This is a genomic window from Serratia sp. GW822-FHT06E05, assembly GCF_058799445.1.
On record NZ_JBXALM010000001.1, the window covers coordinates 958,425 to 984,851 of the forward strand.

At 53.2% G+C, this 26,427-nt stretch carries 26 protein-coding genes and 4 tRNA genes; 11 read left to right on the plus strand and 19 right to left on the minus strand.

The genetic code is table 11. The features are described 5' to 3' along the window. Positions 1 to 24: 24 nt before the first annotated feature. Positions 25 to 324 carry a hypothetical protein gene (locus tag AC1RKC_RS04575; RefSeq protein WP_020826297.1) on the minus strand — a complete coding sequence of 100 codons (300 nt, stop codon included), beginning with the start codon at positions 322 to 324 and terminating at the stop codon, positions 25 to 27. 187 nt (positions 325 to 511) lie between these two features. Beyond that, positions 512 to 606, minus strand: a tRNA-OTHER gene (locus AC1RKC_RS04580). A 257-nt stretch (positions 607 to 863) separates the two neighbouring features. Here AC1RKC_RS04580 and etsA point away from each other — a divergent pair. The 5 genes from etsA (at position 864) to AC1RKC_RS04605 (ending at position 7,658) form a co-directional block, all read left to right on the plus strand. Next, positions 864 to 2,048: a macrolide efflux RND transporter periplasmic adaptor subunit EtsA gene (etsA, locus tag AC1RKC_RS04585; RefSeq protein WP_261448731.1), complete on the plus strand. Its 1,185-nt coding sequence runs from the start codon at positions 864 to 866 to the stop codon at positions 2,046 to 2,048. Then, a complete protein-coding gene (locus tag AC1RKC_RS04590; protein WP_427690106.1) occupies positions 2,045 to 3,985 on the plus strand; it encodes a MacB family efflux pump subunit in 1,941 nt (646 codons plus the stop codon). Before etsA ends, AC1RKC_RS04590 begins: the two co-directional genes overlap by 4 nt. A 3-nt stretch (positions 3,986 to 3,988) precedes the next feature. After that, the gene (etsC, locus tag AC1RKC_RS04595; protein ID WP_046373933.1) at positions 3,989 to 5,353 is read left to right on the plus strand and encodes a macrolide efflux RND transporter outer membrane subunit EtsC; all 1,365 of its coding nucleotides are present in this window, start codon (positions 3,989 to 3,991) and stop codon (positions 5,351 to 5,353) included. A 407-nt stretch (positions 5,354 to 5,760) separates the two neighbouring features. After that, the gene (gene proP / locus AC1RKC_RS04600) at positions 5,761 to 7,263 is read left to right on the plus strand and encodes a glycine betaine/L-proline transporter ProP (RefSeq protein WP_020826248.1); all 1,503 of its coding nucleotides are present in this window, start codon (positions 5,761 to 5,763) and stop codon (positions 7,261 to 7,263) included. A 260-nt stretch (positions 7,264 to 7,523) separates the two neighbouring features. Continuing rightward, entirely contained in the window at positions 7,524 to 7,658 is a 135-nt protein-coding gene (locus AC1RKC_RS04605) for a hypothetical protein (RefSeq protein ID WP_020826247.1), read from the plus strand. Positions 7,659 to 7,724: 66 nt separating this feature from the next. Here AC1RKC_RS04605 and eptB read toward each other — a convergent pair whose 3' ends face one another. The 5 genes from eptB to AC1RKC_RS04630 form a co-directional block, all read right to left on the minus strand. Beyond that, positions 7,725 to 9,377 (minus strand): kdo(2)-lipid A phosphoethanolamine 7''-transferase, encoded by a 1,653-nt coding sequence (eptB, locus tag AC1RKC_RS04610; RefSeq protein WP_048762049.1) that lies wholly within the window; start codon positions 9,375 to 9,377, stop codon positions 7,725 to 7,727. A gap of 232 nt (positions 9,378 to 9,609) precedes the next feature. After that, positions 9,610 to 10,971, minus strand: a complete 1,362-nt coding sequence (celB, locus tag AC1RKC_RS04615) for a PTS cellobiose transporter subunit IIC (RefSeq protein WP_261138363.1) — start codon at positions 10,969 to 10,971, stop codon at positions 9,610 to 9,612. Between the two features lie 54 nt (positions 10,972 to 11,025). Next, complete coding sequence (locus AC1RKC_RS04620; RefSeq protein ID WP_046373935.1) at positions 11,026 to 12,327, minus strand: 6-phospho-beta-glucosidase; 1,302 nt, start codon at positions 12,325 to 12,327, stop codon at positions 11,026 to 11,028. Beyond that, positions 12,320 to 12,646, minus strand: coding sequence for a PTS lactose/cellobiose transporter subunit IIA (locus AC1RKC_RS04625; RefSeq protein WP_020826243.1), 327 nt, complete (start codon positions 12,644 to 12,646; stop codon positions 12,320 to 12,322). Before AC1RKC_RS04625 ends, AC1RKC_RS04620 begins: the two co-directional genes overlap by 8 nt. A 109-nt stretch (positions 12,647 to 12,755) precedes the next feature. Then, entirely contained in the window at positions 12,756 to 13,061 is a 306-nt protein-coding gene (locus tag AC1RKC_RS04630) for a PTS sugar transporter subunit IIB (protein ID WP_020826242.1), read from the minus strand. Between the two features lie 402 nt (positions 13,062 to 13,463). Between AC1RKC_RS04630 and AC1RKC_RS04635 the strand changes: the two genes are divergently transcribed. From AC1RKC_RS04635 to AC1RKC_RS04645, 3 genes are all read left to right on the plus strand, one after another. Further along, positions 13,464 to 14,606 carry a MurR/RpiR family transcriptional regulator gene (locus AC1RKC_RS04635; protein WP_261107894.1) on the plus strand — a complete coding sequence of 381 codons (1,143 nt, stop codon included), beginning with the start codon at positions 13,464 to 13,466 and terminating at the stop codon, positions 14,604 to 14,606. A 245-nt stretch (positions 14,607 to 14,851) separates the two neighbouring features. Continuing rightward, positions 14,852 to 15,082, plus strand: a complete 231-nt coding sequence (locus tag AC1RKC_RS04640; protein WP_020826240.1) for a biofilm development regulator YmgB/AriR family protein — start codon at positions 14,852 to 14,854, stop codon at positions 15,080 to 15,082. A 472-nt stretch (positions 15,083 to 15,554) separates the two neighbouring features. Further along, a complete protein-coding gene (locus AC1RKC_RS04645; protein WP_071844564.1) occupies positions 15,555 to 15,779 on the plus strand; it encodes a hypothetical protein in 225 nt (74 codons plus the stop codon). On the opposite strand, the gene AC1RKC_RS04650 is transcribed toward AC1RKC_RS04645, so the two are convergent. The 6 genes from AC1RKC_RS04650 to uvrY form a co-directional block, all read right to left on the minus strand. After that, a tRNA-Leu gene (locus AC1RKC_RS04650) sits at positions 15,742 to 15,827 on the minus strand. The two genes, AC1RKC_RS04645 and AC1RKC_RS04650, sit on opposite strands and share 38 nt — an antisense overlap. 10 nt (positions 15,828 to 15,837) lie before the next feature. Further along, a tRNA-Cys gene (locus AC1RKC_RS04655) sits at positions 15,838 to 15,911 on the minus strand. Positions 15,912 to 15,969: 58 nt separating this feature from the next. Continuing rightward, positions 15,970 to 16,045: transfer RNA gene (locus tag AC1RKC_RS04660), tRNA-Gly, on the minus strand. Positions 16,046 to 16,190: 145 nt separating this feature from the next. Then, positions 16,191 to 16,739 carry a CDP-diacylglycerol--glycerol-3-phosphate 3-phosphatidyltransferase gene (gene pgsA, locus AC1RKC_RS04665; RefSeq protein WP_020826238.1) on the minus strand — a complete coding sequence of 183 codons (549 nt, stop codon included), beginning with the start codon at positions 16,737 to 16,739 and terminating at the stop codon, positions 16,191 to 16,193. Between the two features lie 58 nt (positions 16,740 to 16,797). Further along, positions 16,798 to 18,630 carry an excinuclease ABC subunit UvrC gene (gene uvrC, locus AC1RKC_RS04670; RefSeq protein ID WP_020826237.1) on the minus strand — a complete coding sequence of 611 codons (1,833 nt, stop codon included), beginning with the start codon at positions 18,628 to 18,630 and terminating at the stop codon, positions 16,798 to 16,800. Next, entirely contained in the window at positions 18,623 to 19,279 is a 657-nt protein-coding gene (gene uvrY, locus AC1RKC_RS04675; protein WP_041414407.1) for a UvrY/SirA/GacA family response regulator transcription factor, read from the minus strand. Before uvrY ends, uvrC begins: the two co-directional genes overlap by 8 nt. A 785-nt stretch (positions 19,280 to 20,064) precedes the next feature. Between uvrY and AC1RKC_RS04680 the strand changes: the two genes are divergently transcribed. Together AC1RKC_RS04680 and AC1RKC_RS04685 are read left to right on the plus strand one after the other, a co-directional pair. Then, positions 20,065 to 20,289: a DUF2594 family protein gene (locus AC1RKC_RS04680; protein WP_020826235.1), complete on the plus strand. Its 225-nt coding sequence runs from the start codon at positions 20,065 to 20,067 to the stop codon at positions 20,287 to 20,289. Between the two features lie 111 nt (positions 20,290 to 20,400). Then, positions 20,401 to 20,742 carry a GlpM family protein gene (locus AC1RKC_RS04685; RefSeq protein ID WP_020826234.1) on the plus strand — a complete coding sequence of 114 codons (342 nt, stop codon included), beginning with the start codon at positions 20,401 to 20,403 and terminating at the stop codon, positions 20,740 to 20,742. Between the two features lie 14 nt (positions 20,743 to 20,756). Here AC1RKC_RS04685 and AC1RKC_RS04690 read toward each other — a convergent pair whose 3' ends face one another. Beyond that, positions 20,757 to 21,188 carry a hypothetical protein gene (locus tag AC1RKC_RS04690; protein ID WP_046373938.1) on the minus strand — a complete coding sequence of 144 codons (432 nt, stop codon included), beginning with the start codon at positions 21,186 to 21,188 and terminating at the stop codon, positions 20,757 to 20,759. A gap of 230 nt (positions 21,189 to 21,418) precedes the next feature. After that, positions 21,419 to 21,733, minus strand: a complete 315-nt coding sequence (locus tag AC1RKC_RS04695; protein WP_071844565.1) for a hypothetical protein — start codon at positions 21,731 to 21,733, stop codon at positions 21,419 to 21,421. Between the two features lie 462 nt (positions 21,734 to 22,195). On the opposite strand from AC1RKC_RS04695, the gene AC1RKC_RS04700 reads away from it, so the two are divergent. Beyond that, the gene (locus tag AC1RKC_RS04700; RefSeq protein WP_020826230.1) at positions 22,196 to 22,552 is read left to right on the plus strand and encodes a hypothetical protein; all 357 of its coding nucleotides are present in this window, start codon (positions 22,196 to 22,198) and stop codon (positions 22,550 to 22,552) included. A gap of 254 nt (positions 22,553 to 22,806) precedes the next feature. Here AC1RKC_RS04700 and AC1RKC_RS04705 read toward each other — a convergent pair whose 3' ends face one another. The 4 genes from AC1RKC_RS04705 to AC1RKC_RS04720 are packed head-to-tail and all read right to left on the minus strand — an operon-like array spanning position 22,807 to position 26,390. Continuing rightward, positions 22,807 to 24,069 carry an NAD(P)/FAD-dependent oxidoreductase gene (locus tag AC1RKC_RS04705; RefSeq protein ID WP_261138365.1) on the minus strand — a complete coding sequence of 421 codons (1,263 nt, stop codon included), beginning with the start codon at positions 24,067 to 24,069 and terminating at the stop codon, positions 22,807 to 22,809. After that, positions 24,062 to 24,322: a (2Fe-2S)-binding protein gene (locus AC1RKC_RS04710; protein WP_115059184.1), complete on the minus strand. Its 261-nt coding sequence runs from the start codon at positions 24,320 to 24,322 to the stop codon at positions 24,062 to 24,064. Before AC1RKC_RS04710 ends, AC1RKC_RS04705 begins: the two co-directional genes overlap by 8 nt. Next, positions 24,319 to 25,443 carry an NAD(P)/FAD-dependent oxidoreductase gene (locus tag AC1RKC_RS04715; protein ID WP_115059186.1) on the minus strand — a complete coding sequence of 375 codons (1,125 nt, stop codon included), beginning with the start codon at positions 25,441 to 25,443 and terminating at the stop codon, positions 24,319 to 24,321. The genes AC1RKC_RS04710 and AC1RKC_RS04715 overlap by 4 nt, the downstream gene beginning before the upstream one ends. Further along, the gene (locus tag AC1RKC_RS04720) at positions 25,443 to 26,390 is read right to left on the minus strand and encodes a 4-hydroxyproline epimerase (RefSeq protein ID WP_115061057.1); all 948 of its coding nucleotides are present in this window, start codon (positions 26,388 to 26,390) and stop codon (positions 25,443 to 25,445) included. The genes AC1RKC_RS04715 and AC1RKC_RS04720 overlap by 1 nt, the downstream gene beginning before the upstream one ends. Positions 26,391 to 26,427: the final 37 nt, after the last annotated feature.

Consider the following 26,427-nt stretch of genomic DNA (forward strand, 5'->3'; position numbering starts at 1 on the left):
CGGTAACTGTTATACCCTCTGCGGCTAGCGCTGCAGCGAGTTTTTGCCTTGAGCAAACATAAACATCCGCTGGGCGATATCATCGGCCTGTTTGATTTTTTGCTTTTGCGGCTCGTTGCAGCGCTGAATAGCACGCGCATAAGCCAGTTCATGCGCCTGATCGATCATCGCAATAATCTTGTCGCGCTCCTGTTGAGCCAGGTTGCCCAGCATGGTGGTGATAATTGCCTGATAGGCGTTGGAGGCAGCGGTAAGCGACTTCTCTCTGGCTTCGAGCGCCGCCACACGTTGCAATAACTCCTGCAGTTGATCGGACTCAGACATGGCGATCTCCTGTTGCCGGGCAGCGAACCTGCCTGATTAGAGTCTAGCAAAGATCGATTACAACAGAAGAAGATTAAGAAAAGGAGAGAACCCGTTACGGTAAAGCGCACCCGAAAATCCCAACAAGGAGCCGATAGTGCAAATCAACCCGGATGCGCTTTACGGTAACTGTTCCCGAAAAGGAAGCTGGCGCGCTATGCAGGACTCGAACCCGCGTCTATCAATTTTGTAGCCAAAAAAGCATCATAAAACCAATCACTCTGCCAACTGAGTTAATAGCGCATTCCTTCGCTTCGGGACTTTATTATCCATATTGATACTAAGGATTCAACAAAAAGCACTATGAATACCTGAATTTTAAGAGAAATCCTGCATTTATGACTATTAAGCGTCCAGAGTGGTGATTGTTTTCATTGCGCGATAGTTAACCAATGAAACCTTTATTGCAGCGTCGGCTGCATGTTTATTGTTAGTTAAAGCACTGAATGCCACTATAAGTGCTTTCTGGGAAAGTCGTTCTCTCCGTTATGGACAACACTATGAAAGTTACTCCGCGCCGTTGGGCGTTTATACTGGCTGGCGCCCTGCTGGTGATTATTGCCTTCATGGCGGCGTTCTTTTTGCAATCCCCTTCTCAGGACGCCTATGTCACCGCACAGGTTCGCCTTGGCGATATAGAAAATGCCGTGCTGGCCACAGGTAAATTGGACGCATTCGAACGGGTCAACGTCGGTGCGCAGGTTTCTGGCCAGGTGAAATCCCTGAAGGTCAAACTTGGCGACCGGGTCACCAAAGGCCAACCGATCGCCGACATTGATGATCTGCCGCAACGCAATGATTTACGCAACGCTGAAGCGGCGCTGAACGTTGCGAAAGCGGATTTGCAAGCCAAACAGGCGCTGTTAAAACAGGCCGAGTCTCGCTTTAAGCGCCAAAAACGCATGTTGAAAGACGAAGCCGGCTCGCGCGAGGATTTTGAAGCGGCCGAGGCCACGCTTGCCGCTACCCGCGCCGAACTGATTGCGCTGAATGCACGTATTGTGCAGGCGCAAATTGAGGTGGACAAGAAGAAGGTCGATCTGAGTTACACCCGCATCCTGGCACCGATGGACGGCATTGTCATTGCCGTCATTACCCAGCAAGGCCAAACGGTAAACGCCAATCAGAGCGCCCCTACCATTGTTAAATTGGCGCAGCTGGACGTGATGACCATCAAAGCGCAGATTTCCGAGGCTGACATTACCCGCGTTACCCAAGGGCAAAAAGCCTACTTCACCATTTTCTCCGAACCGGACAAAAAGTACGACGCCACGCTGCGCACTGTAGAACTGGCACCTGAGTCCGTTATGAAAGACGATTCACTTTCCGGCGGCGGTACCGCCTCAGGCTCTGGCACCTCCAATGCTTCAGTGTATTACAACGCGTTGCTCGACGTGCCCAATCCCGACAACCGGCTGCGTATTGCCATGACGGCTCAGGTTTCATTGCTACTGGGTGAGGCAAAAAACACGCTGTTGGTTCCGATTCAGGCAGTGCATAAAAACGCGGACAAAAAACAGCAGGTACAAGTGCTGACCGGGGATAACCGGGTGGAAATACGTGAGGTGACAACCGGTATTACCAATAACGTCGATATACAAATCCTCTCCGGATTAAAGGCGGGTGAACACGTAGTGCTGGTGCAAGAAAGCGCCAAGCTGGGCGAAGAAGGCCTGTTACTGTGAACACCATTATTGAACTGAAAGGGATTGGCCGCACCTATACCAACAGCAGCGAGCCGCTCACCGTACTGAAAAACATCAACCTCAAGATCGCCGCCGGTGAGTTGGTTGCCATTATCGGTGCCTCAGGCTCGGGCAAATCAACGCTGATGAACATCATCGGTTGTCTGGACGTGCCGGATCAGGGGGACTATTTCATCAGCGGCCATAATGCCGCACACCTGTCGCCGGACGAATTGGCCAGGCTTCGTCGGGAACACATTGGTTTTATCTTCCAGCGCTATCACCTGATGCCGGACATCAGCGCATTGGGCAACGTCGAAATCCCGGCGATTTACGCCAACAGCAAGCGCGACCAACGTCGCCTGCGCGCGGCACAATTGTTGGCGCGCCTGGGATTGGAGGGCCGTGAGCACCATAAGCCCGGTCAACTGTCCGGTGGCCAACAGCAACGCGTCAGCATTGCTCGTTCGTTAATCAACGGCGGTGAAATCATCCTGGCGGACGAACCGACCGGCGCGTTGGACTCTAAATCCGGTCAGGAAGTATTGGCGATCCTCAGCGAACTGAACCAGCGTGGTCACACGGTGGTGATCGTCACCCACGACATGAAAGTCGCCCAGCACGCGCAGCGTATTATCGAACTGCAGGATGGCGAGATCGTCGCCGACAGCGGCCGTAAATCGCCGGTGCCTCCCCCGGTGATGAAAAAGAGCGCGCCAGTTGCACAAGGCTATTGGCAAAGCTTGCTCGACCGCACCCGGGAGTCACTGCAGATGGCGCTGAAAGCGATGAACGCCCACCGCTTGCGCACAGCGCTGACTATGACCGGCATCATTTTCGGCATCGCCGCCGTGGTTACGGTGGTCGCCCTGGGCGAAGGCGCAAAACAACGCACGCTGGAGAGCATTAAAGATCTGGGCACTAACGTCGTCAGCATTTATCCCGGGCGTGATTTCTTTGACGACAGCATCGACAGCATCCGCACCCTGATACCGGCGGACGCCGACGCGCTGGCCAGCCAGAGCTTTGTCGACAGCGTCAGCCCTGAAGTCAGCGCCTCAGAGAGCATTCGCTTTCGCAGCAAATCGGCCAACGCGTCGATCAGCGGCGTGGGCCGCGATAACCTGCGCGTTAGCGGCCTCAAGCTGATACAGGGTCGAAACTTCCTCGATGACCGCAATGCGCTGCAGGAAGTGATCATTGACGAAAACGCGCGGCAGGCTTTGTTCGGCGATTTCGGCGTTGAGCCTCTGGGCCAGATCGTGTTCCTCGGTGCGGTACCGGCCCGGGTGGTCGGCATAGTCCAAAGTAACCAGGATTCGGCCCCCAACCGCATCAGAGTATGGATGCCCTACTCCACCGTGATGTATCGCATGGTGGGCAAATCGACGCTGAGCAGCATTAATGTCCGGTTGAAAGAGGACGTCTCCAACGAAGCCGCCGTTGCCGCGATTAAACAGTTGCTGACTCAACGTCATGACGTGAAGGATTTTATGCTGTTCAATCTCGACAAATACCGGAAATCGATTGAACACACCTCGATGACGCTGACCTTGCTGATCCTGATGGTCGCCTCGATCTCCCTGATTATTGGCAGTCTGGGCGTGATGAACATTATGTTGGTGTCGGTTACTGAACGCACCCATGAAATCGGCGTGCGTATGGCCGTCGGTGCCCGGCGTAGCGACATCATGCAGCAATTTATGATAGAAGCCGTGCTGGTTTGCCTGATCGGCGGTGTATTGGGCATATTGCTGTCATTCGCCGCTGGTTCGCTGTTTACCCTGTTGGCGGGGGGCATGCTCACCGCCATCTATTCCTGGCAGGCTGCTGCCGTGGCCTTCTGCTGCTCCACCCTGATTGGCATGATCTTCGGTTATCTCCCTGCCCGCAAAGCGGCGCGGATGGATCCGGTCATTTCTCTGGCCAGCGAGTAACTTATGAAAACCTTATCCCCTCTCGCATTATGCCTCGCGGCCTTGCTCAGTACCGGTTGCGGCAATGCGCTGAAAAGCGAGTATCAGTCTCCAAAGGTGCAGTATCCGGCCGACTGGCAGCAAAACGCCGAAGCCGACACGTCAGAACCATTCAACTGGCGTGATTTCCGCGATCCCCAGTTGGACCGATGGCTGCAGCAGGTGATGGCGGCCAATAACGATTTGGCCGCCGCCGCACTGCGCGTATACCGTGCCCAACTGGCGGCGCAGCGGGCTGACATCGGCACCGCGCCAAGTGTGAACGCAACGCTCAGCAGCGGAGCCAATACCACCCTTTCCGACTCCTCGCCTTGGAACAAAAGCAGCAGCGCAAATCTCGGCGTCAGCTATGAGATCGATCTGTGGGGCAAACTGGCGCGGCAACGTGACGCCGCGGAATGGGCCAGCCAGGCCACGCAACAGGATTTGCAAAGTGCGCGTCTGGCTTTGCTTGCCAGCGCCAGCAAGAATTACTGGCGTATCGGCTTTATCAATCAGCGAATCCGCGTCAGTCAGCAAAGCATCGACTATTCCCAACAAACCCTGGGGCTGGTCAAGGCACGCTACCGCGCGGGCAGCGTCTCTTCATTGGACGTGGTGGATGCCGAACAGAACCTGATTAATCAGCAAAGCAGCCATCTGGCACTGCTGCGTGAGCGTCAACAGGCGCTGAACGAACAGACGGTACTGCTGGGTGCGCCGCCGGGAAACACGGTGGTTGAGCCCGAGAGCCTGCCGACCGGTCCATTGCCGCAAATCAATGCCGGCATCCCGGCCAGCGTGCTGCGCCATCGCCCGGATATCAGTGCCAAAGAGTGGCGACTGCGTGAAACTCTGGCTAACGTGGACATCAAACGCACCCAGTACTACCCGGCCTTCAGCCTGACGGGCTCATTAGGTGCCAGCAGCACCGCATTGCTGGAGTTTTTGCGTAATCCGCTGGCAACGGTAGGTGCCGGACTGTCGCTGCCGTTCCTCGAATGGCGGCAAATGGACGTCGATATCAAAATCGCTCGCAGCGACTATGAACTGCAGCTGCTGGAATTCAAGCAGGCGCTGTATAAAGCCATGGCCGATATTGATGATGCCCTATCGTTACGTACGCAACTGATGGCACAGGAGAAACACCTGCAGGCGGCATTGGCGCTGGCGCGTAAATCTGAACGATTGAATGAAAGCCGCTACCGGCAAGGCTCGGTGCCGATTAATTTCTGGCTGGATGCGCAAAATCGCCGTCGGTTGGCGGAGCTGGCCGTGGATGAAAACCGGTTCGCTCAATACCAAAACCTGGCGCAACTCTATCTGGAGTTTGGTGGATCTGCGCAGTAAGGCTGAGCCTGGCGATCGCGCCAGGCTTTTTCATCTGGAATGCATTAATTTTGCCCGTTTTTACTGCAGTTCTTTCTATACTTGTTTCATCCCTTCCCAGACAAAAAACCACCACTATGAACAATAATTAATCTATTTATGCGCTAAATCCGTGCAAATTGATAAGATAAACTGCTAAATTTGATCGCCGCAAGATATAACGCTAAGCTATAGATGCAAAATAATTAGTCACCTAAATGACATATTCCCGGTGAAAATTGACTTATTACGTGACTCGCATCACACAAAAAAGGCAGTGGCGAATCTGGCAACATCGCAATAAGATTAGCCACGCTGATAACTGGGCAGAAGAAGTGAACGAGGATTGCGAATTCACGTACGACTAAAATTGATTAAGGGATGATTATATGAAGTTAAGAAAAAAACGACATAAACCGATGCATATTAATGACATCACCATCATCGATGACAGCAAGCTGAAAAAAGCCATTACCGCGGCCGCATTAGGTAACGCAATGGAATGGTTCGACTTCGGTGTATATGGCTTTGTGGCCTACGCCCTTGGGCAAGTCTTTTTCCCTGGCGCCACCCCTGGCGTACAGATGATTGCCGCACTGGCGACCTTTTCCGTTCCCTTCCTGGTACGTCCATTAGGCGGTATCTTCTTTGGCGCGATGGGCGATAAATTCGGTCGCCAGAAAGTACTCTCCATCACCATTATTATCATGGCGGTCAGTACCTTCTGTATCGGCCTGATCCCCTCCTATGCCTCTATCGGCATCTGGGCACCGGTTCTGCTGTTGCTGGCCAAATTGGCACAGGGCTTCTCGGTAGGTGGCGAATACTCCGGCGCGGCTATCTTCGTAGCCGAATACTCACCGGACAGAAAACGCGGCTTTATGGGCAGCTGGCTTGATTTTGGCTCCATTGCCGGTTTCGTCCTGGGTGCTGGCGTGGTAGTACTGATCTCCAGCATCGTCGGTGAAACCAACTTCCTCGACTGGGGCTGGCGTATTCCGTTCTTTATCGCAGCGCCTTTGGGTCTGATCGGTTTGTACCTGCGCCATGCGCTGGAAGAAACACCGGCCTTCCAGCAGCACGTAGAAAAGATGGAGAAAGACGACCGCAACGCCATCGAAAATCCGCCGAAGACCTCTTTCAAAGAGATCGCGGCCAAGCACTGGAGAAGCCTGCTGGTCTGCGTCGGTATCGTGATTTCAACCAACGTGACCTATTACATGTTGCTGACTTACATGCCGAGCTACCTGTCGCATAACCTGCACTACTCGGAAGATCACGGCGTACTGATCATTATCGCCATCATGATCGGTATGTTGTTCGTGCAGCCGGTCATAGGCCTGGCCAGTGACCGCATCGGCCGTAAGCCGTTTATTATCGGCGGCAGCGTCGGTCTGTTGGCTCTGTCTATCCCCTGCTTTATTCTGATCAACAGTAACGTGATTGGTCTGATCTTCGTCGGTCTGTTGGTGCTGGCGGTGCTGCTGAACTCCTTCACCGGTGTGATGGCCTCCACCCTGCCGGCGATGTTCCCGACGCATATTCGTTACAGCGCATTGGCGATTTCATTCAACATCTCGGTACTGGTTGCCGGTGCGACGCCGACGGTTGCCGCCTGGCTGGTCGAAGCGACCGGGAACCTGTATATGCCGGCTTATTATCTGATGGTCGTCGCCGTCATCGGTCTGATCACCGGCCTGTACATGAAAGAAACCGCCAATAAACCGCTGCGCGGTGCCACTCCGGCGGCTTCGGATCGTTCAGAAGCCAAAGAGCTGCTGCAAGAAAACTACGACAACATCGAACAGAAAGTCGAAGACATCAACGAGCAGATTGCCGAGCTGGAAAAGAAAAAACAGACGTTGATCGACCAGCATCCAAAACTGGACTAAACAGCGTTCTAACGATAAGCCACCTTTGGGTGGCTTTTTTATTGCCGTAATCCGGTCAACGTCCAAACGTAAATTTGCACAACCTTCCTTCTGCGCCCCATGCGCGACCGCCGTTTTTCACCGGCAGTAATCATCGGGGTATAAGCGGCCACAGTGCGATTTCGGCAAACCGGATTTTGACACTATTAGCCTGATATTTTATCCCGGCGAGGTTTGATGCTAGGCTTGAAATCAAGTTAACCCATTGAAGAAGATAGCCAATGAGTAGAATGGATATGCCGATCGTTATTGCCGTAGCCATCATGATTGCGATATGGATAGGCGCGTTATTTAACATTGGCGATATCACGCACGCCCTGGCGCGGATCTTCCACTGGATTGAGAGTCTTCGTTAACGGGCTTTCCGCCAGCTTAATGCATAAAAAAACCGCCTTTCGGCGGTTAGTCATACGGCTGGCAACTCAGTTGACCTGGCACCAGTTACGCTGCTTCACAATCCCGCCGTCCGGCGAGGTATAGCCGATACACCCCAGCACGCTGTCGAACAGCTTTTCATGAAACACCGGCGTTTTTGCCTTTTGCAGCGCCTTTAACTGATTAAATGCCGCCTGGTGATCGGGCTGACTGAGAAACTTGTCGGATGCCCAGACCATAATTGGCACGGTACGCTGTTCTTTCGGCGCGTGATCGCGCGGCGTGCCGTGAAAATGCATATTTTCCGAGATCGACTCACCGTGATCAGAGGCGTAAAACACGATAGCGTTACGGTTGCGCAACTGATTGAACACCTGCTCAAGAACATAGTCGGTGTACAACAGGCTGTTGTCGTAAGAGTTGATCATCGATTCCGTTGAACACGTATCGTCAATACCCTGGCATTCCGGCTGATAGCGAGCAAAAGCCCGCGGATAGCGTTCGGTGTACATATAGTGTGAGCCTTTGGTATGCAAAATCACCAAGTGTTTTCCCTGAGGATGGCGGTCCAGCGAATCCTGCAGTTCATCGATCAACGCAATATCATCAACGGGTTTACCGGCATTGCGTTTTTCCGCCTGAATGCTTTCTCGAAGAGCATAGCTGTCCGCCTGAGTCTTATTATAAAACCAGGCTTCGCTTTGCATAGAGAATAGCTCGGAGGAAAACCCCTGCTTCTTCAACACCGAGAAGACGTTCATTTCCTTCAGTGTGCGCTGCGGCTCTTCCGATGCCCCGCCTTCTCTGACGAACATGCAACGCAGAGAGAGCTTGGTTGACGTATCGCAAGAATAGCCTTGCAGCACCGCCAGGTTGGCTTCCTTATCCAGATTCGGCGTATTGTCGCGCTGGTAACCGTAAACCCCCATATGATCGCGTCTGGCACTTTCACCAATCACGAATACCACATAAAGATCATTCACGTCTTTTGGCGGCTGGTAGGTGAAATGCGCCGCCGGATCAAACAGATTCCGGCTGTCCTCCGCCTGGCTGTAGGAACTGTAAGTCAGCAGCCCCAGGGCCGAAAGCCAGTTAGACGGTGAATAGCTGCCGGCAACGACCCCGCCATAGCTGGCCATCATCTGATTATTTTCACGGTCGTGTTGATCCTGCACCTGGCCCATCAACTGAAGCGGTAGCCAGCAGAACAGGCCAGCGGCCAGCATAATCCCGCCTTTTTTGACCAACGCCAGCTGATTGCCGCGTTTGAATGCGGCTTCGTGCATCGGGGCCAGCCAAATCAACAGCAGCGGCAACAGGCTCACCAGCACCATCCATACGCCAAAATGCCAGCCTACCGACTCTTTGGACAAATCAACGTCGGTGGTCATCACCGCCGCCAGAATGCCGTAGCCGATATCGACGTGGAACAACACCATATAATAGCTGGCGGCAACCGAGCTCAGGACCAGCAGCGTGGCCAAAACACGAAACAACCGGCGCCCCAAAAAGGAGATAAGCAGCGTGATAAAGCATACGAGGCAAAAGGCCGCAACAACTTCAATGCCAATCGACAACAGGTTATCGTTATGAAGCTGTTGATAACGACGATAAAAAATAGGGATATTGAGTAATACACCGAGATAGAAAGCGATAAAAAAGGAGACCTGCAACTGGGTCCAACGTCGGAACTTCTGCATTATTGATACCATTCCTGCCAATGTGAGTTCATAGCCATCTGCCAGATACAGGTTGTTGTGAGAGTTTCTCTCCCCCTGCTACTGGGTGGTTATCTGACAGGTAATTTAGGCGGGCGTTGCCAGCGCGGAGAAAAATAACGTTGTTATGATGTAACAATTCGTGTGCAAAACGGCTTTTATCCTTCCTGCGGTAGCGGTTAGGTGCGCTGCCGCAGGAAGATGGTTTATCCCGCTATGGCGTCAGGGATTGTTCACCAACCGCAGCGCTGGGTGCCGATGCCGCGGCCTGATTTTCTTCGCGATACTTCTGCTTATCCCAGGCACGGAAGAACGGGTAGTAAATTGCCATTGAAATCAGCAGATTGACCACCTGGATCACCGTTCCTGAAATATGGCCTCCGGTTGCCAGATAGCCGCTAATGAAAATCGGCGTGGTAAACGGTAAGGCTATACCAACCGGCGGCGTCACCAAACCGGTTGCCATCGCGGTGTAGGTCACGATCACCAGCACCACTGGTGTCAGGATAAACGGCAGGAAGAAGTAGGGGTTCATCACCAACGGGATGCCAAACACCATGGGCTCACTGATATTAAACAGGCAACCCGGCGCGGCGATTTTCCCCAACTGCTTCATCTGCGCGCTACGGCTGCACACCAGCATGAAGATCACCAATCCCAACAGGGCACCGGTTCCGCCGGGCGCTATCCATAAATCGTAAAATTGCTGGGTAATAATGTGCGGAATAGGCTGGTTGTTCTGAAACGCCACCAGGTTTTCCGACATATTCGCCAACCACACCGGCTGAATGAACACCAATACGATGGCATCACCGTGCAGCCCCAACGTCCACAACAGGCCAATCAGGATCACCGAGAAAATCATTCCCGGCAGCGTTCCGCCCACGTGGTGCATCGGGATACCGATCAGCGTAGCGATCATGGTGTTGATATCGCCAAACGGCGTGGCTTCGACGATAAGGCGCAGCACGAGGATCACCGCCAACACGCAGAACCCCGGGATCAACGCCAGGAAGGATTTCGCCACCGCCGGCGGCACGCCTTCAGGCATATTGATCACCAGATTGCGGTTATGCACGAACCGGTAGATTTCCGTCGACAACAGCGCCACCACGATTGCCACAAACAATCCCTGGCTGCCGATAAAGTTCATCGGCAGCACGCCTTTGACAATCTGCTCCGCGGCACCTTTCACCGGGGCAAAAAGGGTGTGTTGAGGAATGGTCATGATGAACGCCACTAACGAAACCGCACCGGTACTGAGCGGGTCCATACCACGGTATTTTTCCGCCAGCCGGTAGGCAATACCAAAGCTGGAGATAATCGCCATGATGTCGTAGGTCGCTTTGACCGGATACAACAGCTTGTCGCGCCAGGCCGCACCGAATACCTCCCCCATCAGGTTGGCATAGCTCGGGATCGGCAAGTAGGCGAAGATCAGGAAAAATGACCCGATCAACATAAACGGCATATTCAGAATTATGCCGTCTCGTACCGATAAAATGTGTTTTTGCCCGGCGATTTTTAACGCCGCCGGCAATACGTAACGTTCCAGAATGCTATTTAAACCCGCCATCATTCCCCCTGCCCGGCCAAGCCGGCATCGTGATTATTATTATGGAATATCGACTTAGTTGAACTGCGGCAAATAGGCTTGGTTCAGGTTCAGCACCTCATCCAGCAAAGGTTCTGCGATACCGACGCCGCCAATCAGCGGATTCACCACCAGCGCCAACAGCGCACTCTGACGATCGCCATGCACCGCAGCCTCAATGGTCAAACGCTCGAAATCTTTCACCTGCTGAGTCAGCCCGTTCATGGCCAGCGGCAGCGGCCCGAAGCTCAGCGGGTGAGCGCCCTGTGCGTCGATCACGCAGTTGGTTTCAATCACTGCGTCATCCGGCAGGCCCTGAATCGCACCATTATTGCGGGTGTTCACCACCAGCACCTTGCCGCTGTTATTGTGAATGGCACGGATCAGCTCGACCGCCACTTCTGAATAGAAAGCACCACCACGGAAGCTCAACTGCTCCGGTTTTTTATCCAGCGTTGGGTCGGCGTACAGTGCAAATAGCTCTGCCTCTACCTTCATCACCTGTTCAGCACGGGTTCCCTGAGCCGCAGCGGCTTCAAGCTCTTCTTCCAGCATGCCGGCGGTTTGATAGAAATAGCGATGATATGGGCAAGGGATAGCCCCCAGCGCCTGCAAGAACGCCGGCGGCCAAGGCAGATCCTTGATGTTGTTCATCGACAGCGTTTCGCCATTGCTCAGCATCTCCAACACCTGGGCGGTCACATCCCTGCCGCTTTGCGTTACCTGATGTACCCACACCATATGGTTCAGTCCAGCAAAACGGAGATCGACCTGATCATGAGGTGCCTTCAGCATGTCGGCGATCATGTGGTGCATGGTGATCGGTACGTTGCACAAGCCGATAATCTTCGCCTTGCTGTAACGGGAGACCGCTTCGGTGACAATACCGGCCGGATTGGTAAAATTGATGATCCAGGCGTCCGGCGCTACCGCCTCTACGGTACGCGCCACTTCCAGCATGACAGGAATGGTGCGCAATGCCTTGGCGAAGCCGCCGACACCGGTGGTCTCTTGCCCCAGGCGCTGGTATTTCAAACCCAGACGCTCGTCGGCAGCACGGGCTGCCAGTTGCCCGACCCGAAGTTGAGTCAGTACAAAGCTGGCACCGCGAATGGCCGGTTCCAGCTCGAAATGTACCGACACCACCACCTGCTCCAGCCCGTTGCGCTTGAGCATTCTTTTGGTCAGTTCGGCAATGATGCCCACTTTCTCGCGGCCGGACTCTACATCTACCAACGCCAGTTCGGTTAACGGGACGTCCTGATAGTGGGCGATCAGCCCCTCGACCAACTCCGGCGTGTAGCTGCTGCCCCCGCCAATTACGGTTATCTTAGTCATTGCTTTGCCCCTGCGGTAAACGGCGATAAAGCTCGATCATGTCGGTGGCCAGATCTTGAATCAGCATGGCATTCATCAAATGATCCTGCGCATGTACCAGAATCAGACTGACCGGTATTTTCCCAACCCCCTCATCCATGCCAATCAGCTCCGTCTGCATGCCGTGCGCCCTCCCGATGCCGGCCTTCGCCTCTTCCAACTTAATCTCTGCGGCTGCGAACTGACCGCGACGTGCCAGCTGCAGCGCCGAAAGCAGCGAACTGCGAGCGCTGCCGGCATGGACCAGCAACTCCATAACGCTAGTTTCCAAATCCACCATCACCTCTCCGGCCTTATTTCAGGCGCAGCGATCCCGCCGAGAGTCATGAAATAACCCGCGGTCGATGAATAAATAAAGGATAAAAGGGGCCAAGCCCCTCAGAGTGTTATCAGGCTAACAAGCCCAGCGCCTTATCCAGCACCTTGTCTCCACGCATGGTGCCGTAATCCATCATATCGATCACCGCGACAGTTTTACCCAAGGGCGCAGCAAGTTCGGAAAGGCGTGCGTGTTCATATTTCACCTGCGGCCCCAGCAGTACAATGTCCGCACGCTCGACGATGCGCTCGAAATCCGCCACCGGCACGGCTTCAATCACGATATCCAGCGCCCGTTTTTGCGCCTCAGCTTTCATTTTTTGTACCAGCATGCTGGTCGACATGCCTGCTGCGCAGCATAAGACGATGGTTTGCATTTTTAGTATCCCGGTTGTTAGCCACTTGGCGATGCAAATATAAAACAGTTCCGTAACACTCTTGTAAATACCTTGATTCCATACGATTTGATTATGACTTTTGGCTAATCCTTTAAAAACAATGCATTAAAGAATTTTCGTTGTGAAAATTTTTTTCAATACTGTGATCGGCGATCTAATTCTTCATAACCATAAAATTTAAAACCTGTCTTTAACGTTTAAAAACAAAGTGATAAATCACTACCTGATAAACAATGCGAAGAGCATCTCGTTTCAAATCTGTCCTGATTGAAAATTATTTTCATTAGCTTATTCTTCTGGTTATCGCTTTATGCCGTGTGAAAAACAGGCTAATTTGAAGCACAGATCGCCGGTTGGCATTACAGAAGGGACACTGCAGTCATGGATCTCGTTTACCACATTCAGTTTCGCCAGGATCCGTTCAGCCGCCAGGAAGCAAAAGTTGCCCGAGCCATACTGGACAACCCGGGGTTTACATCAACAGCAACCATTGAGCAATTGGCAGAGCGAGCAGGTGTCAGCACCGAGATCGTCGCTCATTTTGCCCAATCCCTTGGCTGTCAGGATCTTAACGACTTTATCGCGCTAATGCGCTCCCCGTCGACGGCCCCCCCCCCTCCTACTGAGGTAGCCCAACCCGTGCTCGGGGGCATGGATATCGCCTTTGCCTCCGCGGCCGGCATCGGCAAACTGCCTGGCGTCAGCTCCACCACCCTCAGCCGTTTTGCTAAATCCATCGGTTGTGAAGATATTGGCGACATCGTCTATCAGATCCGCGCACGACAAAATCAGTTCAGTCAGCAGGAGGCCAAAGTCGCACAGACCATTTTGGACGATATTGCCTTCGCCTCCTCCGCCACCATCGAATTGCTGGCCAGCCAAGCGGGGGTCAGCCCGGCCACCATTACCCGATTTGCCAAAACCATTGGCTGCGACGATATTCGCGATCTGCGCATGAAACTGGCTCAGGCCAGCGTGAGCGGCTCACGCTATTTGACCGCCCAAGCCACGCCTAATGGCCCACCGCGGCTGTGGCTACAGCGCGTCAACGACGTGGAAACCACCTTGCATCAACAGCTGCAGCAAGTAGAACATGCAGCGCTGATCGATGCTTGCCAACAGCTGAGCCAATCCAAGAGCGTACATATTTTTGGCGTAAACAGCATGGCGCTTTATGCCAATGAGCTGCAACAGCGCCTGGTGGGCCTGGGTTACCCTGCATTTATCTGCCAGGACGCGGCGCTGATGCGCATGACGGCCTCCACGCTGAGCACACAACAGTGCGTGATCCTGCTGTCTATGAGTGGGGAAAACAGCGATTTGCTGAACGCGGCCAAACTGGCCGGCGCGACCGGTGCTTATCGCATCGCCCTAACCCCTGCGGGCACTACGCTGGCCGGGCTGGCGGATAAGGTGTTGCCGCTCAGCGGCGGCAGTACAGCACGCTATGGACTGATGCTGACTCTCGACCTGCTGCTGGCGCAGTTATTGCCCGAAAGCCTGGGGTCACAGACAGAAGATTGAGTCTCTGCCACCGCGCCGTTTGCCGGGCTTTCAATGGTAAATATCGCCGCTGCGGCGCTGGCCTGAGGTTTTTCCTAATTAGCAGTTTGGCTTACAACTGCCTATTGATGGGAATATTCTTACTACGTTATCGTTAAGATTCCACTTAGATATCAGCCTAAGTGAAATTTGCACGACTTTATTTTTTTAATGGCTTCTCTGCCAGCTTCGGCTGGCACTTTAAATTTCACCAGCGGTAAAATTCTATGATCGATTACTCCCTTTACGGTCTCCACGATAGAGATATCGAGACATACCGTGAACAAATATACAGCCTGCTCGGCAAAGGCGTTATTCAGGTGCTTTCCGCGAACAAACCCATCAGCAAGCAAAACATTCTCGCCTATCTCATCGCTGAAATTGAAAGGCAACCCGACGAGTACTGTCAGAAACTGCACAGAGCGGCAATCGAGGTTATTGGGATCAACGCTCGCTAAGGAGAAGCATGCGCAAATCGGATCTGTGCGCGATCATTTCCATCGCCGTCGTCGTGGCCGTGATGTGGGTGGCAAACTGCAGTGCGAATGGGCTTCCGTTCCTGGGCAGCGGAGGTTAGGTTCTAAGGCCTGGAACAGGCAGTATCCGGCGATCGGCACAGCGATCAAACAGCCGGATATGGCTTGATTGGGTTATCGAAAGAGATTCACACTGGCCAAAGGGTTCGGCCCGGCAATAAATCGACGATGTTGCCTAACGGCATTCACCGGTGATGGCATTTTTCCCTTGAGGGCAAACATCGGAGCTTTGCGGGATCACACCCAGGATCGATCCAAAAGACCCCGAACACCCAGATAGCATGACAATCGCCAATAAAAATAACCCCCCTCTCATCCAACACTCCTTATCTATTGCACTATCTGGTTATAGTTCACTTATCGCCAACCGTCTTTAAAAAACGGCCATGCATCCATGTTTAAAACTGACAGCCGGATGATAGTCCCTATTGTAGGCAACAGTAAATTGTTCAAGGCACGAGAACAGAATAAAACCGGAAGAGAAAAATCGTGGAAAGGGGAATTTCAGGCACAAAAAAACCGCCTTCCGGCGGTCACGACATTACTACTTATTGCTTTGATTATTCTGGAATTTATTTTCCTGGTACCCGGGGCGGGACTTGAACCCGCACAGCCATAAGCCGAGGGATTTTAAATCCCTTGTGTCTACCGATTTCACCACCCGGGCTCGGGAAAATTGGAGGCGCGTTCCGGAGTCGAACCGGACTAGACGGATTTGCAATCCGCTACATAACCGCTTTGTTAACGCGCCTAAATTCTTGTTTGCCTTTATCAGGCTAAAGCTCGTGAAACACCAGCTTCATCAAATTTGGAGCGGGAAACGAGACTCGAACTCGCGACCCCGACCTTGGCAAGGTCGTGCTCTACCAACTGAGCTATTCCCGCATTAATCAGAACTTACTGATTTTTTTGCTATCTTTCGGCAAATCACCGCTGCCGTCTGATGCGATGCATTCTACTTACCTGACGTAATGAGTCAATAAAATTGTTGTCTCATTACGTTCGTTTGACGATTTTTGCATCGCTTTGATCAGGGTTCCAGCAAATCTTTCCGCGCAGCGTTCAAATATTGGAACATTGACCAGAAAGTCAGCACCGCCGCGATGTACAGCAAACCAAAAGACACATACTCGACGGTGCGATCGGGACGCCACAGCAACCCGACCAGCGACATCATTTGCGCCATGGTTTTGACTTTGCCAATCCAGGACACCGCCACGCTGCTGCGCTTGCCGATCTCCGCCATCCACTCACGCAGCGACGAGATGATAATTTCACGGGCAATCATGGTCGCCGCAGGCAGGGTAATCCACCAAGTGTGATAGTGTTCTGCCACCAGCACCAGCGCTACCGCCACCATCACTTTGTCCGCCACCGGGTCAAGGAACGCCCCGAAACGGGTCGTTTGCTTCCAGCGACGGGCCAGGAAGCCGTCAAACCAGTCGGTTATGGCAGCAAACACAAAAATGACGGCGCAAACCATCGGAGCCCAAGTGAACGGCAGGTAAAATGCCAGAACAAAGAATGGGATCAGAACTACGCGAAACAGAGTAAGCCAAGTCGGTATATTCAATTGCATAATGCTACGGTAACTATCTGGCTGGAGTGGGAATTAAGAGTATGTTGCTACATTGCCCTCAGTGTTTCAATGCATTGTAGATCTTTTCTGCCAATGCTTGTGAAATACCCGGCACTTTTGCAATTTCCTCAACGCTGGCGTTCAATAATGGTTGAAGTCCGCCCATATACTTCAACAGCACCTGTCGCCGTTTTGGCCCAACGCCGTCGATCAGTTCCAACGCGCTGGTGTTTCTTACTTTTGCCCTTCTCTGCCGATGCCCGGTTATCGCGTGGTTATGCGAATCATCGCGGATATGCTGGATAACATGCAGCGCTGGCGAATCCGACGGTAAGGCAATACCCTCGCCCTCCGGCACAAAAAACAGTGTTTCCAACCCGGCTTTGCGGTCGGCTCCTTTGGCGATGCCAATCAGCAAGGGTTTGTTTTTATCCCAGGTCACGTTCAGCGAGTTAAATACATCAATCGCCATACCGAGTTGCCCCTTGCCGCCGTCGATAAAGATAACGTCGGGGATTTTTTTCTCTTCGAGAGCCTTACCGTAACGGCGCTTCAACACCTGCGCCATCGCGGCATAATCATCCCCTGGCGTTATGCCGGTGATATTATAGCGCCGATATTCCGAACGTAGCGGACCATTCGAGTCAAATACCACACAGGAAGCCACAGTTTGCTCCCCCATGGTGTGGCTGATGTCGAAACATTCCATGCGGTTAATTTCGGCAAGGTTGAGCACCTTCGCCAATTCAGCCAACCGCTGATGGATAGTCGACTGCTGTGAAAGCTTGGTGGTTAGCGCCGTCGCCGCGTTGGTACGAGCCAATTTAAGGTAGCGTGCGCGATCCCCTCGCGGTTTGCTCTGGATCTGAATTTTCCGGCCGGCAAGTTCTGAAAGCGACTCAGCCAGCAGGTCTTTCTCCGGCAGAGTAAAGTCCAATAGAATTTCCGCCGGCAACGTGCGCATCTGGCTGCCCTGCAAATAAAACTGGCCGACAAAGGTTTGCACCACTTCGCTCATGTCGGTGCCGCCCGGCACTTTCGGGAAGTAACTGCGGCTGCCCAACACTTTACCCTGACGGATAAACAGCACGTGCAGGCAAGCCATACCGGCATCGAAGGCCACGCCGATGACGTCCAGATCGTCGCTATTGCCGGATACGAACTGACGTTCGGTCACCCTTCGCACCGCCTGGATCTGATCGCGAATGCGTGCCGCTTCTTCGAAGTTCAGTGTCTTGCTGGCATTTTCCATCCGTTCGATCAACTGGTGTAATACCTGCTGATCTTTGCCGGACAGGAATAACCTCACATAGTCCACCTGCTGCCGGTACTCTTCCTCACTCACCAATCCGGCGACGCAAGGCCCCAGGCAACGCCCAATCTGATATTGCAGGCAGGGACGCGAACGGTTGCGATACACGCTGTTCTCGCACTGGCGTATCGGGAACAATTTCTGCAGCAGCGCCAGCGTTTCACGCACGGCATAAGAATTGGGGAACGGCCCGAAATATTCCCCTTTGGCGTGTTTAGCGCCGCGATGAACCGCCAGGCGTGGGTGGCTGTCCGCGCTGAGGAAGATCAACGGATAAGATTTATCGTCTCGCAAAAGAACATTATATCGCGGTTGGTATAACTTTATGTAGTTATGTTCCAGTAATAGCGCTTCTGTTTCGGTATGAGTAACAGTTACGTCTATTTGGGCGATATTTTTAACCAACGTCTCAGTCTTTCGGCTACTCACCTGTTGGCGAAAGTAACTGGCGAGGCGCTTTTTCAGGTCTTTGGCTTTACCGACATAGATAACCGTGCCAGTAGCGTCGTACATACGGTAGACGCCAGGCTGGCTGGTTACGGTACTGAGAAATGCTTTGGCATCAAAACGGTCACTCACTGCTTAACAACGTCTCCGCATTGAACAATCCGTGTCGAATAGCCAGGTGTGTCAATTCAACATCACCACTGATATTCAGCTTGCTGAACATGCGGTAACGGTAACTGTTCACCGTTTTAGGGCTGAGACTCAGCTGTTCTGAGATCTCGTTAACTTTTTTGCCTTTGGTGATCATCAGCATAATCTGTAGCTCACGCTCAGACAGGCAGCTAAACGGGGTTTCCGTTTGCGGCTCCAGTTGGCTCAAAGCCATTTGCTGAGCAATATCGGACGCGATATAACGCTGCCCAGCTTGCACAGTACGAATGGCATTCACCACATCCTGCGGCGCAGCGCCTTTACTGAGATAGCCCGCGGCACCGGCTTGCATCACCTTTGCAGGCAATGGATTTTCAGTGTGGATAGTCAGCATGATGACTTTTACGTCCGGCGCATAGCGTACAATTTTACGCGTGGCTTCCAGCCCGCCAATGCCCGGCATATTCATATCCATAAGAACGATATCTACAGCATTGCCACGGCACCATTTCACGGCGTCCTCACCGCACTGGGCCTCCCCGACAACTTTTATACCTTTGATATCTTCAAGAATGCGTCGAATCCCTGCGCGCACCAGTTCGTGGTCATCAACAAGAAGAACGCTAATCAAGGAAAAATCTCCAAAAAGAAGGGAGTAACGCAATCAGCCTCTGTTATAGCCCGAGATATTACTTGTTTTTCAGCCAAGAATGAACACAGATTAATACTTACTCCCGATTAACTTTGCGCTGTGGGCCTGATTTTTGAATTTTAGTCACTCAGCGTAGCCCGATAAAGTGGTCGTCCGCCGATGAAAAGCAGGCGACACCAATATTACCCACTATGCCCAAGTTTATGATACTGCGTCAATCCTACACCGCAGGTAAAATCTGTGTAAACAATCACAGCACAGATTATATTAACACGAACACAACAAAACTGTAATGCATTGAAATAAAACAAAATAGTAAAAATGGCATTATCCATCAGTACAAAATCTATTACGAAAAAAATTATTCACTTCACGTTTGGGTTACATCGAGCAAGATGGCAGCGTTAAACATTTAAATAATATCAGCCCGTAAACAATAAGCTCGTGGACAACGACTTATTAACTTGTCCAAAATAACTTAAACATTATTCTTCTGGCAACGGGATGTCATGAGAAGTCAATCGCTTTATTAATCAGTAGTGCGTATGCACTATAATCTTAAGACCGTTTAATTCTCGTCCAGCATGCGGATAACTGCAGTTCAGGCCGATTCACGCTATCAATGCAGATGGATATCTGCATGCTATGCTATACTCCGCGCCCAGTTAAATACGCATCTGCATGTCTGAGTAAGTTCAATCGGTGTGGGTGTGCGTCAAAAAGCACATTGTTTCAGGCTTCGGCCTCAAAAATCAGGAGAAAAAATGAGCAACGTTGACTTTACTACGTCTGCAAACCCGGAAACGCTGGCGACAGAAGTCGCCTGTCTTAAAGCTACGCTGACACTGATCCTGAAATCGATCGGTCAGGCCGATGCCGGGAAAGTCATTATCAACATGGAGCGCTTTATCGCGCAGATTGAAGATCCCACCCAGGCCGAGATCTTTAAAAACAGCATTCAGCAGATTAAGCACGCCTACCGCCAATAAGCTGCCGCACTTCCGGCCTGCCATAACCGCGGGCCCGTTTTCCCTCAGCCCCTGTGATTGATCCCCCTGACACTTTCAGGCAATGTGTTTTTATTTACGTCAGAGAAACATATGGGCATCGTGGTAAAAGCGCTGATTGGCGCACTGGTGGTGGTACTCATTGGCCTGCTTGCCAAAAGTCGCAGCTACTATATTGCCGGTTTGGTGCCGTTGTTCCCTACCTTTGCACTGATTGCCCATTACATCGTCGGCAGCGAACGCTCAATCGAAGCGTTGAGAACCACGCTGATTTTTGGCATGTGGGCCGTTTTACCCTATCTGGTGTATCTGATCTCGCTGTATTTCTTTATCAACAGCATGAGATTGTCTTGGGCGCTGGCCGCTGCGGTAATATGTTGGATCGCAGCGGCCTGGCTTTTGATTACCCTGTGGGGATGGTGGCAGGGGCGTTGACCGCCCCGCCAGAATTACGGCCTGCCGGCCTGCAGAACAAATCCGCGTTGCATATCTCCTGCCACGCGGAAATAGCGGCTTTCACCGGCACGCAACGTCATCGGTAGCCGGCCGCTGGTATCACGCCAGATACACAGACTGTTTTCGATCATATCCTGCCCAATGCTGATTTCGTTGTTTCCCACCGGCACTCGAAACTCGGCTTTTTCTTTCGCGGCCAGCGACGCTGCGAACTCGCCATTGATATAAACCCCGGTTCGGCAACTGCCTGCCAACATTCCGCTGTCACGTACTACCACCAGGGTCGCATAAGGCGTCTGCGGCATATTTTGATAAAGCAACAGTCGGCTAGGAGGCGGTAATTCGGCCTGCTGCAGCGGAACGGACTGCGTAGCGCAGCCAGACAACAGCAAGGTAGTAACAAATAACGCGGCGTAATGCTTCATCCTGAGCTCCTGGGAAAAACCAGTCTTTATAGTAGCAACAGAATAGGCTGCGGCTGTAGCGCTGGGGTAACGTCAATACAAAAATAAGATAATTTCCAGTGATCTGAAGAACATCGGGAGCACAACGGATCGGTCCTCGCCAACCGCGATGTTTGTTAGACAACGCGGTCGATAGCATAAGAAAATTCCGTAGTTAGTATATTGAAATGAATAAGATTTTTATAATTTCCTTAAAGCTTGACCATACGTTTTTGAATGTCTTCGCGAAAGGCGTCACCCACAAAATTAAAACCATCCTCAGTCACATAAACGCGTGAGTAACCATTATCTGATAACGTCGTCACCATGTAACCCGCGCTTATCATCTCTGCTGAAGGCGCATTCATCAGCGTGAGAAAACCGCGCCCCCGGCACCATTGATAAAAACGAGTACGACCATAACCCAATGAATCCCCAACATCGGAAAGGTTTCTTAACCTGTCACAATCTTCTGATAATGAAGGTAAATCAGCACTGTCTTTAGGTACTTCAGATTTATTCGCCAAAATAAAACTCCCTTTAACGTCTTCATCATCATGACAATCACTTCTCTATCCTGAATCTAAAAAATTTGCGCATGAATTGCAATCGTATTACCGGCAAATTTAATAATAGTTTTAATTTCGATAATTTATAAAAAGCAATAAAAAAGTCCCTATTCTAATTCACGGTTCTTCAAATACCTTTGTGTAACCAATAATAAGAATTAATCTTTAGGTAAATATCTTAAAAAATCACTTCCCATATATATCCAATGAAAGTTAGCAGGTACATTATAACAAGCGGGACTATTTCATGATTGAGAATAACGTTCTTAGCCCTGCACCGTCGGTATTACATCAACCTCGCCTAAACAATAACTATTATCATTTCCAATTTTAACATCAGTTTATTACACTCATGCCCTATCTCGCTTAGGAAGATTCTTAGCGTGTGAATACAGGACGAAAGGAAGAGTTAGGGATACCATGAAGACGTTTAGCTTTTTGATTATTTTGCCATTAATGACATTAACCGCCTGCACCCAGTGGGAGAAACCCGGCGCCGGCAATGCCACCCGCGACATGGAATATGCTGAATGCAAAGCTCGCGGTTATGAACGTTTCCCTCCCGATGTGGTGAGAGATTTTGAGTTTAGCTACGAAAACCAATACCAAAGCTGTAAGAAAGACAAAAAAGACTGCCCGGCAGGTTACCGCTACGAAAAACAGCCCTCGTTCAAGACAGTGCAGAACGATCGTAACGAAGATGCTCGCTCAGCGACCATAGAAGCCTGCATGTATGGTAAAGGCTGGCATGAGAAAACCTATTACTGGCCACAGTGAAGGTAATACCAACGGCGCGGTCGGCGCACTGCCCCACGCCCCCGTAAGGATCACTCATCATCGCCATGCGGCATGCCGGTCCTGGGTTTAGGTTTACCCCCTTGCGGCTTTTTATCTTTTGCGGCCGATAGCGCCCGGCTAATCAACCACAACAAAAGCGGTATTAACAGCAGGCACAGCCCCAGCGTAATCAGTGCATTTGTCATCCGTTATCCGCCCGATTTGTCCGGTCATCTTGCCTGAGTGTAGCAGGCTTATTCGTCAGTCTCGATGTCGTTCAATCGGGCCAAGGTTTCGACCCTTACCGGCGTCAATGGTATCCGCGGTGCCGGTAGCGGCCAGCCAAGCAAATGACGCGCCGCCGTCGCGCAAATCTTCCCCTGACAAGCCCCCATGCCACAGCGGCTGCTCAGCTTGGCCGCCGTCCAGTCAGAAAAGCCGTTTAGCTGGCCTAAGGAAACATCTTCACAACGGCACACCAAAGTTTGCGGTTCTGCCAACGCTTTCAGCGCGGGATTCAAGGCAAAAGCCTGTGCCACAGCATCGGCGAATCGCCTCCATTTATCACGTTGTCGCATCAATCCCTTCGCCCGTTGTTGATTGCCGGTGGCGACATACCCAGCAATGGCTCCTTCCGTCAGCGCCAGTTCGCTGCCCCCTATTCCGGTACATTCACCGGCGGCATATATTTTCGGCTGGCTGGTGTGCTGGTTCTCGTCCACGGCAACGGCGTCATCACGAAGGCGGCAGCCCAGCAGCATCGCCAATTCGACGTTCGCCACCAGGCCAAAACCGCAGGCCAAGCGTTCGCAGGCCAGCGTCGTCACGCGAGTGCCCGTCTGCAGCCGTATCGCCGTCAGTCGTTGCTCACCTATTGCCTCCAGCACAAAGCTGTCAGGACGATAATGACGGTTGAGCAGGGTAAATGACTGGCGTAATTTGGCTGGCCAACGCCACAACCCGCCAGCAAATGCCGCCAGGTGCATGGTTGACGCCTGTTCTGCCACCCTCACCACTTTTCCCCCTGCTTTGATCACGCTGTCGGCCACCGCCATCAGTAACGGGCCACTGCCGGCAATCGCCACCCGCTCCCCTTTGATCGGCAATCCCTGTTTAATCTGCGCCTGCAACCCACCGGCACCGGTGACGCCAGGCAACGTCCAACCGGGAAATGGCAATAGCAACTCACGTGCGCCACAGCACAAGATCAATGTTTGATAGTCCACCACTCCGCTGCCAGTCGCAGCTTCGTAGAGGATTTTCTGCGGCCCACAACAAGCGATGATTTTCACCCCGTTCAGCAGGGTCACGTTGCTCAGCGCTTCCACCGCCCGCCGATACTGCTGCGCCAGCGCCGGTAGCGCCACGTTGGGTCCGTCACGCCAGATCTGCCCGCCCGGGCGCAGGTTATCATCAAGCACCAGCACCGACTGGCCACTTTCTGCCGCTGCCCGGGCTGCCGCAAACCCGGCCGGGCCCGCACCGATAACCAACACATCGCACACGAGGTCACTCATTCTCCGTCCTCTCAATCTGCATTCCCGGCTGGCAGAGGGTCTGACACGCCAGCCGCCGCAGGCCATTTACGGTCACCCGGCACTCCTGGCAAACCCCCATGCCACAAAACGGCGTGCGCACTTGCCCGCTGACCGAAACGCGACAGCTGTCCTCGCCACTCAGACTGAGCGCCGCCGCCACGCTAACCCCTTCCGGAACCCAGAGGCTTTCACCGTTAAGGGTCACATTCAGTAGATCCTGCTTTTGGCTCATACCGGCAATACCTCCGTACTGAACATGCGCGCAGCCAGATAAGGCGTGTCGTCAATCGCCGGGCGATGATGATGGATCTGGGCGGAAATCAGCTCAGCACTGCCCAACGCGGTGGTGACGCCTAACCCTTCGTGCCCCAGCGCCAGCCACAGCCCACGGTGTTGCGGATGCGGGCCCAACAGCGGCAAACCGTCGGCGGAGGCGGCACGCTGGCCGGTCCAACAGCGAATGACGTTCATCTGTGCCAGCGTAGGCAGAAAAGCGTTGGCGCGCGCCAACATTGCGGCCAGCAACGGCAAATCGATGTCACTGCCTGGGGCGTCAAACTGGCGCGATGAGCCGATCAACAACTGGCCCGTTGGGCGCGCCTGAACGTTAAACGCCACCGAAGTCCCGTCGCTGGCATGGGCGCTGGCGCCATACCCCAATTCAACCAACTGATGATGGATCCTGTGCGGATAGCGATCGGTAATCGCCAACTGCCCTTTTTTGGCCCGCAGTATGGGCTGTTCCAGCAGCCTGTTGGCCTGCAGACCGCAGGCCAGCACCACTGCCGGCGCCGTCAGACGCTCACCACTCGCCAGCACGATGGTACGATCTTCCATCGCGCAAGCCTCTCCGGTAATGACTCTGATTGCCGACCCGGCGTCGTTCACGAGCCAGCGGGCCACGTTAGGTGCATAGACGATGCCATCGCCCGGCACTCGCAGCCCGCCCGCCAAACCGGGGCGTAGCATAGGTTCCAGGCCTGCCACCTGTGCGGCACTTTGTATTTCGCTGGCCACGCCATACTCCGCCATACGCTGACGCTTGGCTTCGGCAATCGCCATTTCATCGTCCCGCTCTGCCAGCCACAGCGTACCGCAACCACGCCAGGCGCAGTTTTCCGGCAGTCGTTCCACCAGGCTGCGCCACAGCTGCAGTGAGTAGGCGCTTAAGGCCAGCTCGGCAGGGTTGTCGTCCATACACACCAGGTGCCCCATGCCTGCGGCGGTCGCACCGGCGCGCTGATTATCCACCAGCAGCACCTGCAGCCCTTGTTGCGCCAGGCGCCAGGCGCAGGCGGCACCAATAATGCCGGCCCCCACCACGATCGCTTCAGCATGCCTGTCGGCAGCCATCAGCGGATACCCCAAACGAAAGGATCGCGCTCATCCAACAGCAGTTGGCTGTCAGCGCACACATAGGCTTGCCCACGGATAAACGGCGTTACGCGATCGCCGTTGCGTTGGTAATACCCGCTGAACTGGCTGCCGATCACGCTCGCCTGGCGCCAGATCTCACCCGGTTGCAGTTTGCCGTCGGCCGCCAGACAGGCCAGTTTGGCACTGGTGCCGGTCCCGCAGGGTGAGCGGTCATAGGCTTTACCCGGGCAAAGCACGAAGTTACGGCTGTCCGCCTGCGGATCGGCGGCAAACAGTTCGATATGATCGATAACCCCGCCGTCTTCGCCATAAATCCCCGCAGACTCCAGAGCCACCCGCACCGCCCAACAAAAAGCGGTGAGCGCGTCCAGGTTTTGCGTATCGATCGCCAGGTGATGTTCACCGATAAGGAAAAACCAATTCCCACCCCAGGCAATGTCACCCACCACCGGGCCATAGCCGCTCACCTCCACCCTTACCTGGCGGCGGTAGCGATAGGCCGGTACGTTTTCCACCGTCACGCTGCCATCCTCATGCAGTCTGGCATTTACCGTACCGACAGGCGTTTCAATCAGGTGATCTCCCACGCCAATTCGCCCCAAATAGGCCAATGAGGCCACCAGACCAATGGTGCCGTGGCCGCACATGCCCAAATAGCCGGCGTTGTTGAAGAAAATCACCCCGGCAGCGGCCTGCGGCGAACAGGGCTGGCAGAGCAAAGCCCCGACCAAGACATCATTGCCGCGCGGCTCCAGAATGATGGCGCTGCGCCAATCATCATAATCTTGGGCAAATCGGGCTTTGCGCTCCGCCATACTGCCGCTACCCAAATCGGGAAACCCTTCGATGATCAACCGGGTAGGTTCACCGGCAGTATGGGAATCGATCGCCCGCAGCGCGGTGAAATGCGAAGAAAGTGCCATCGGAGCCTCCTGAGTTAATGAAATGTTATCATTGGCG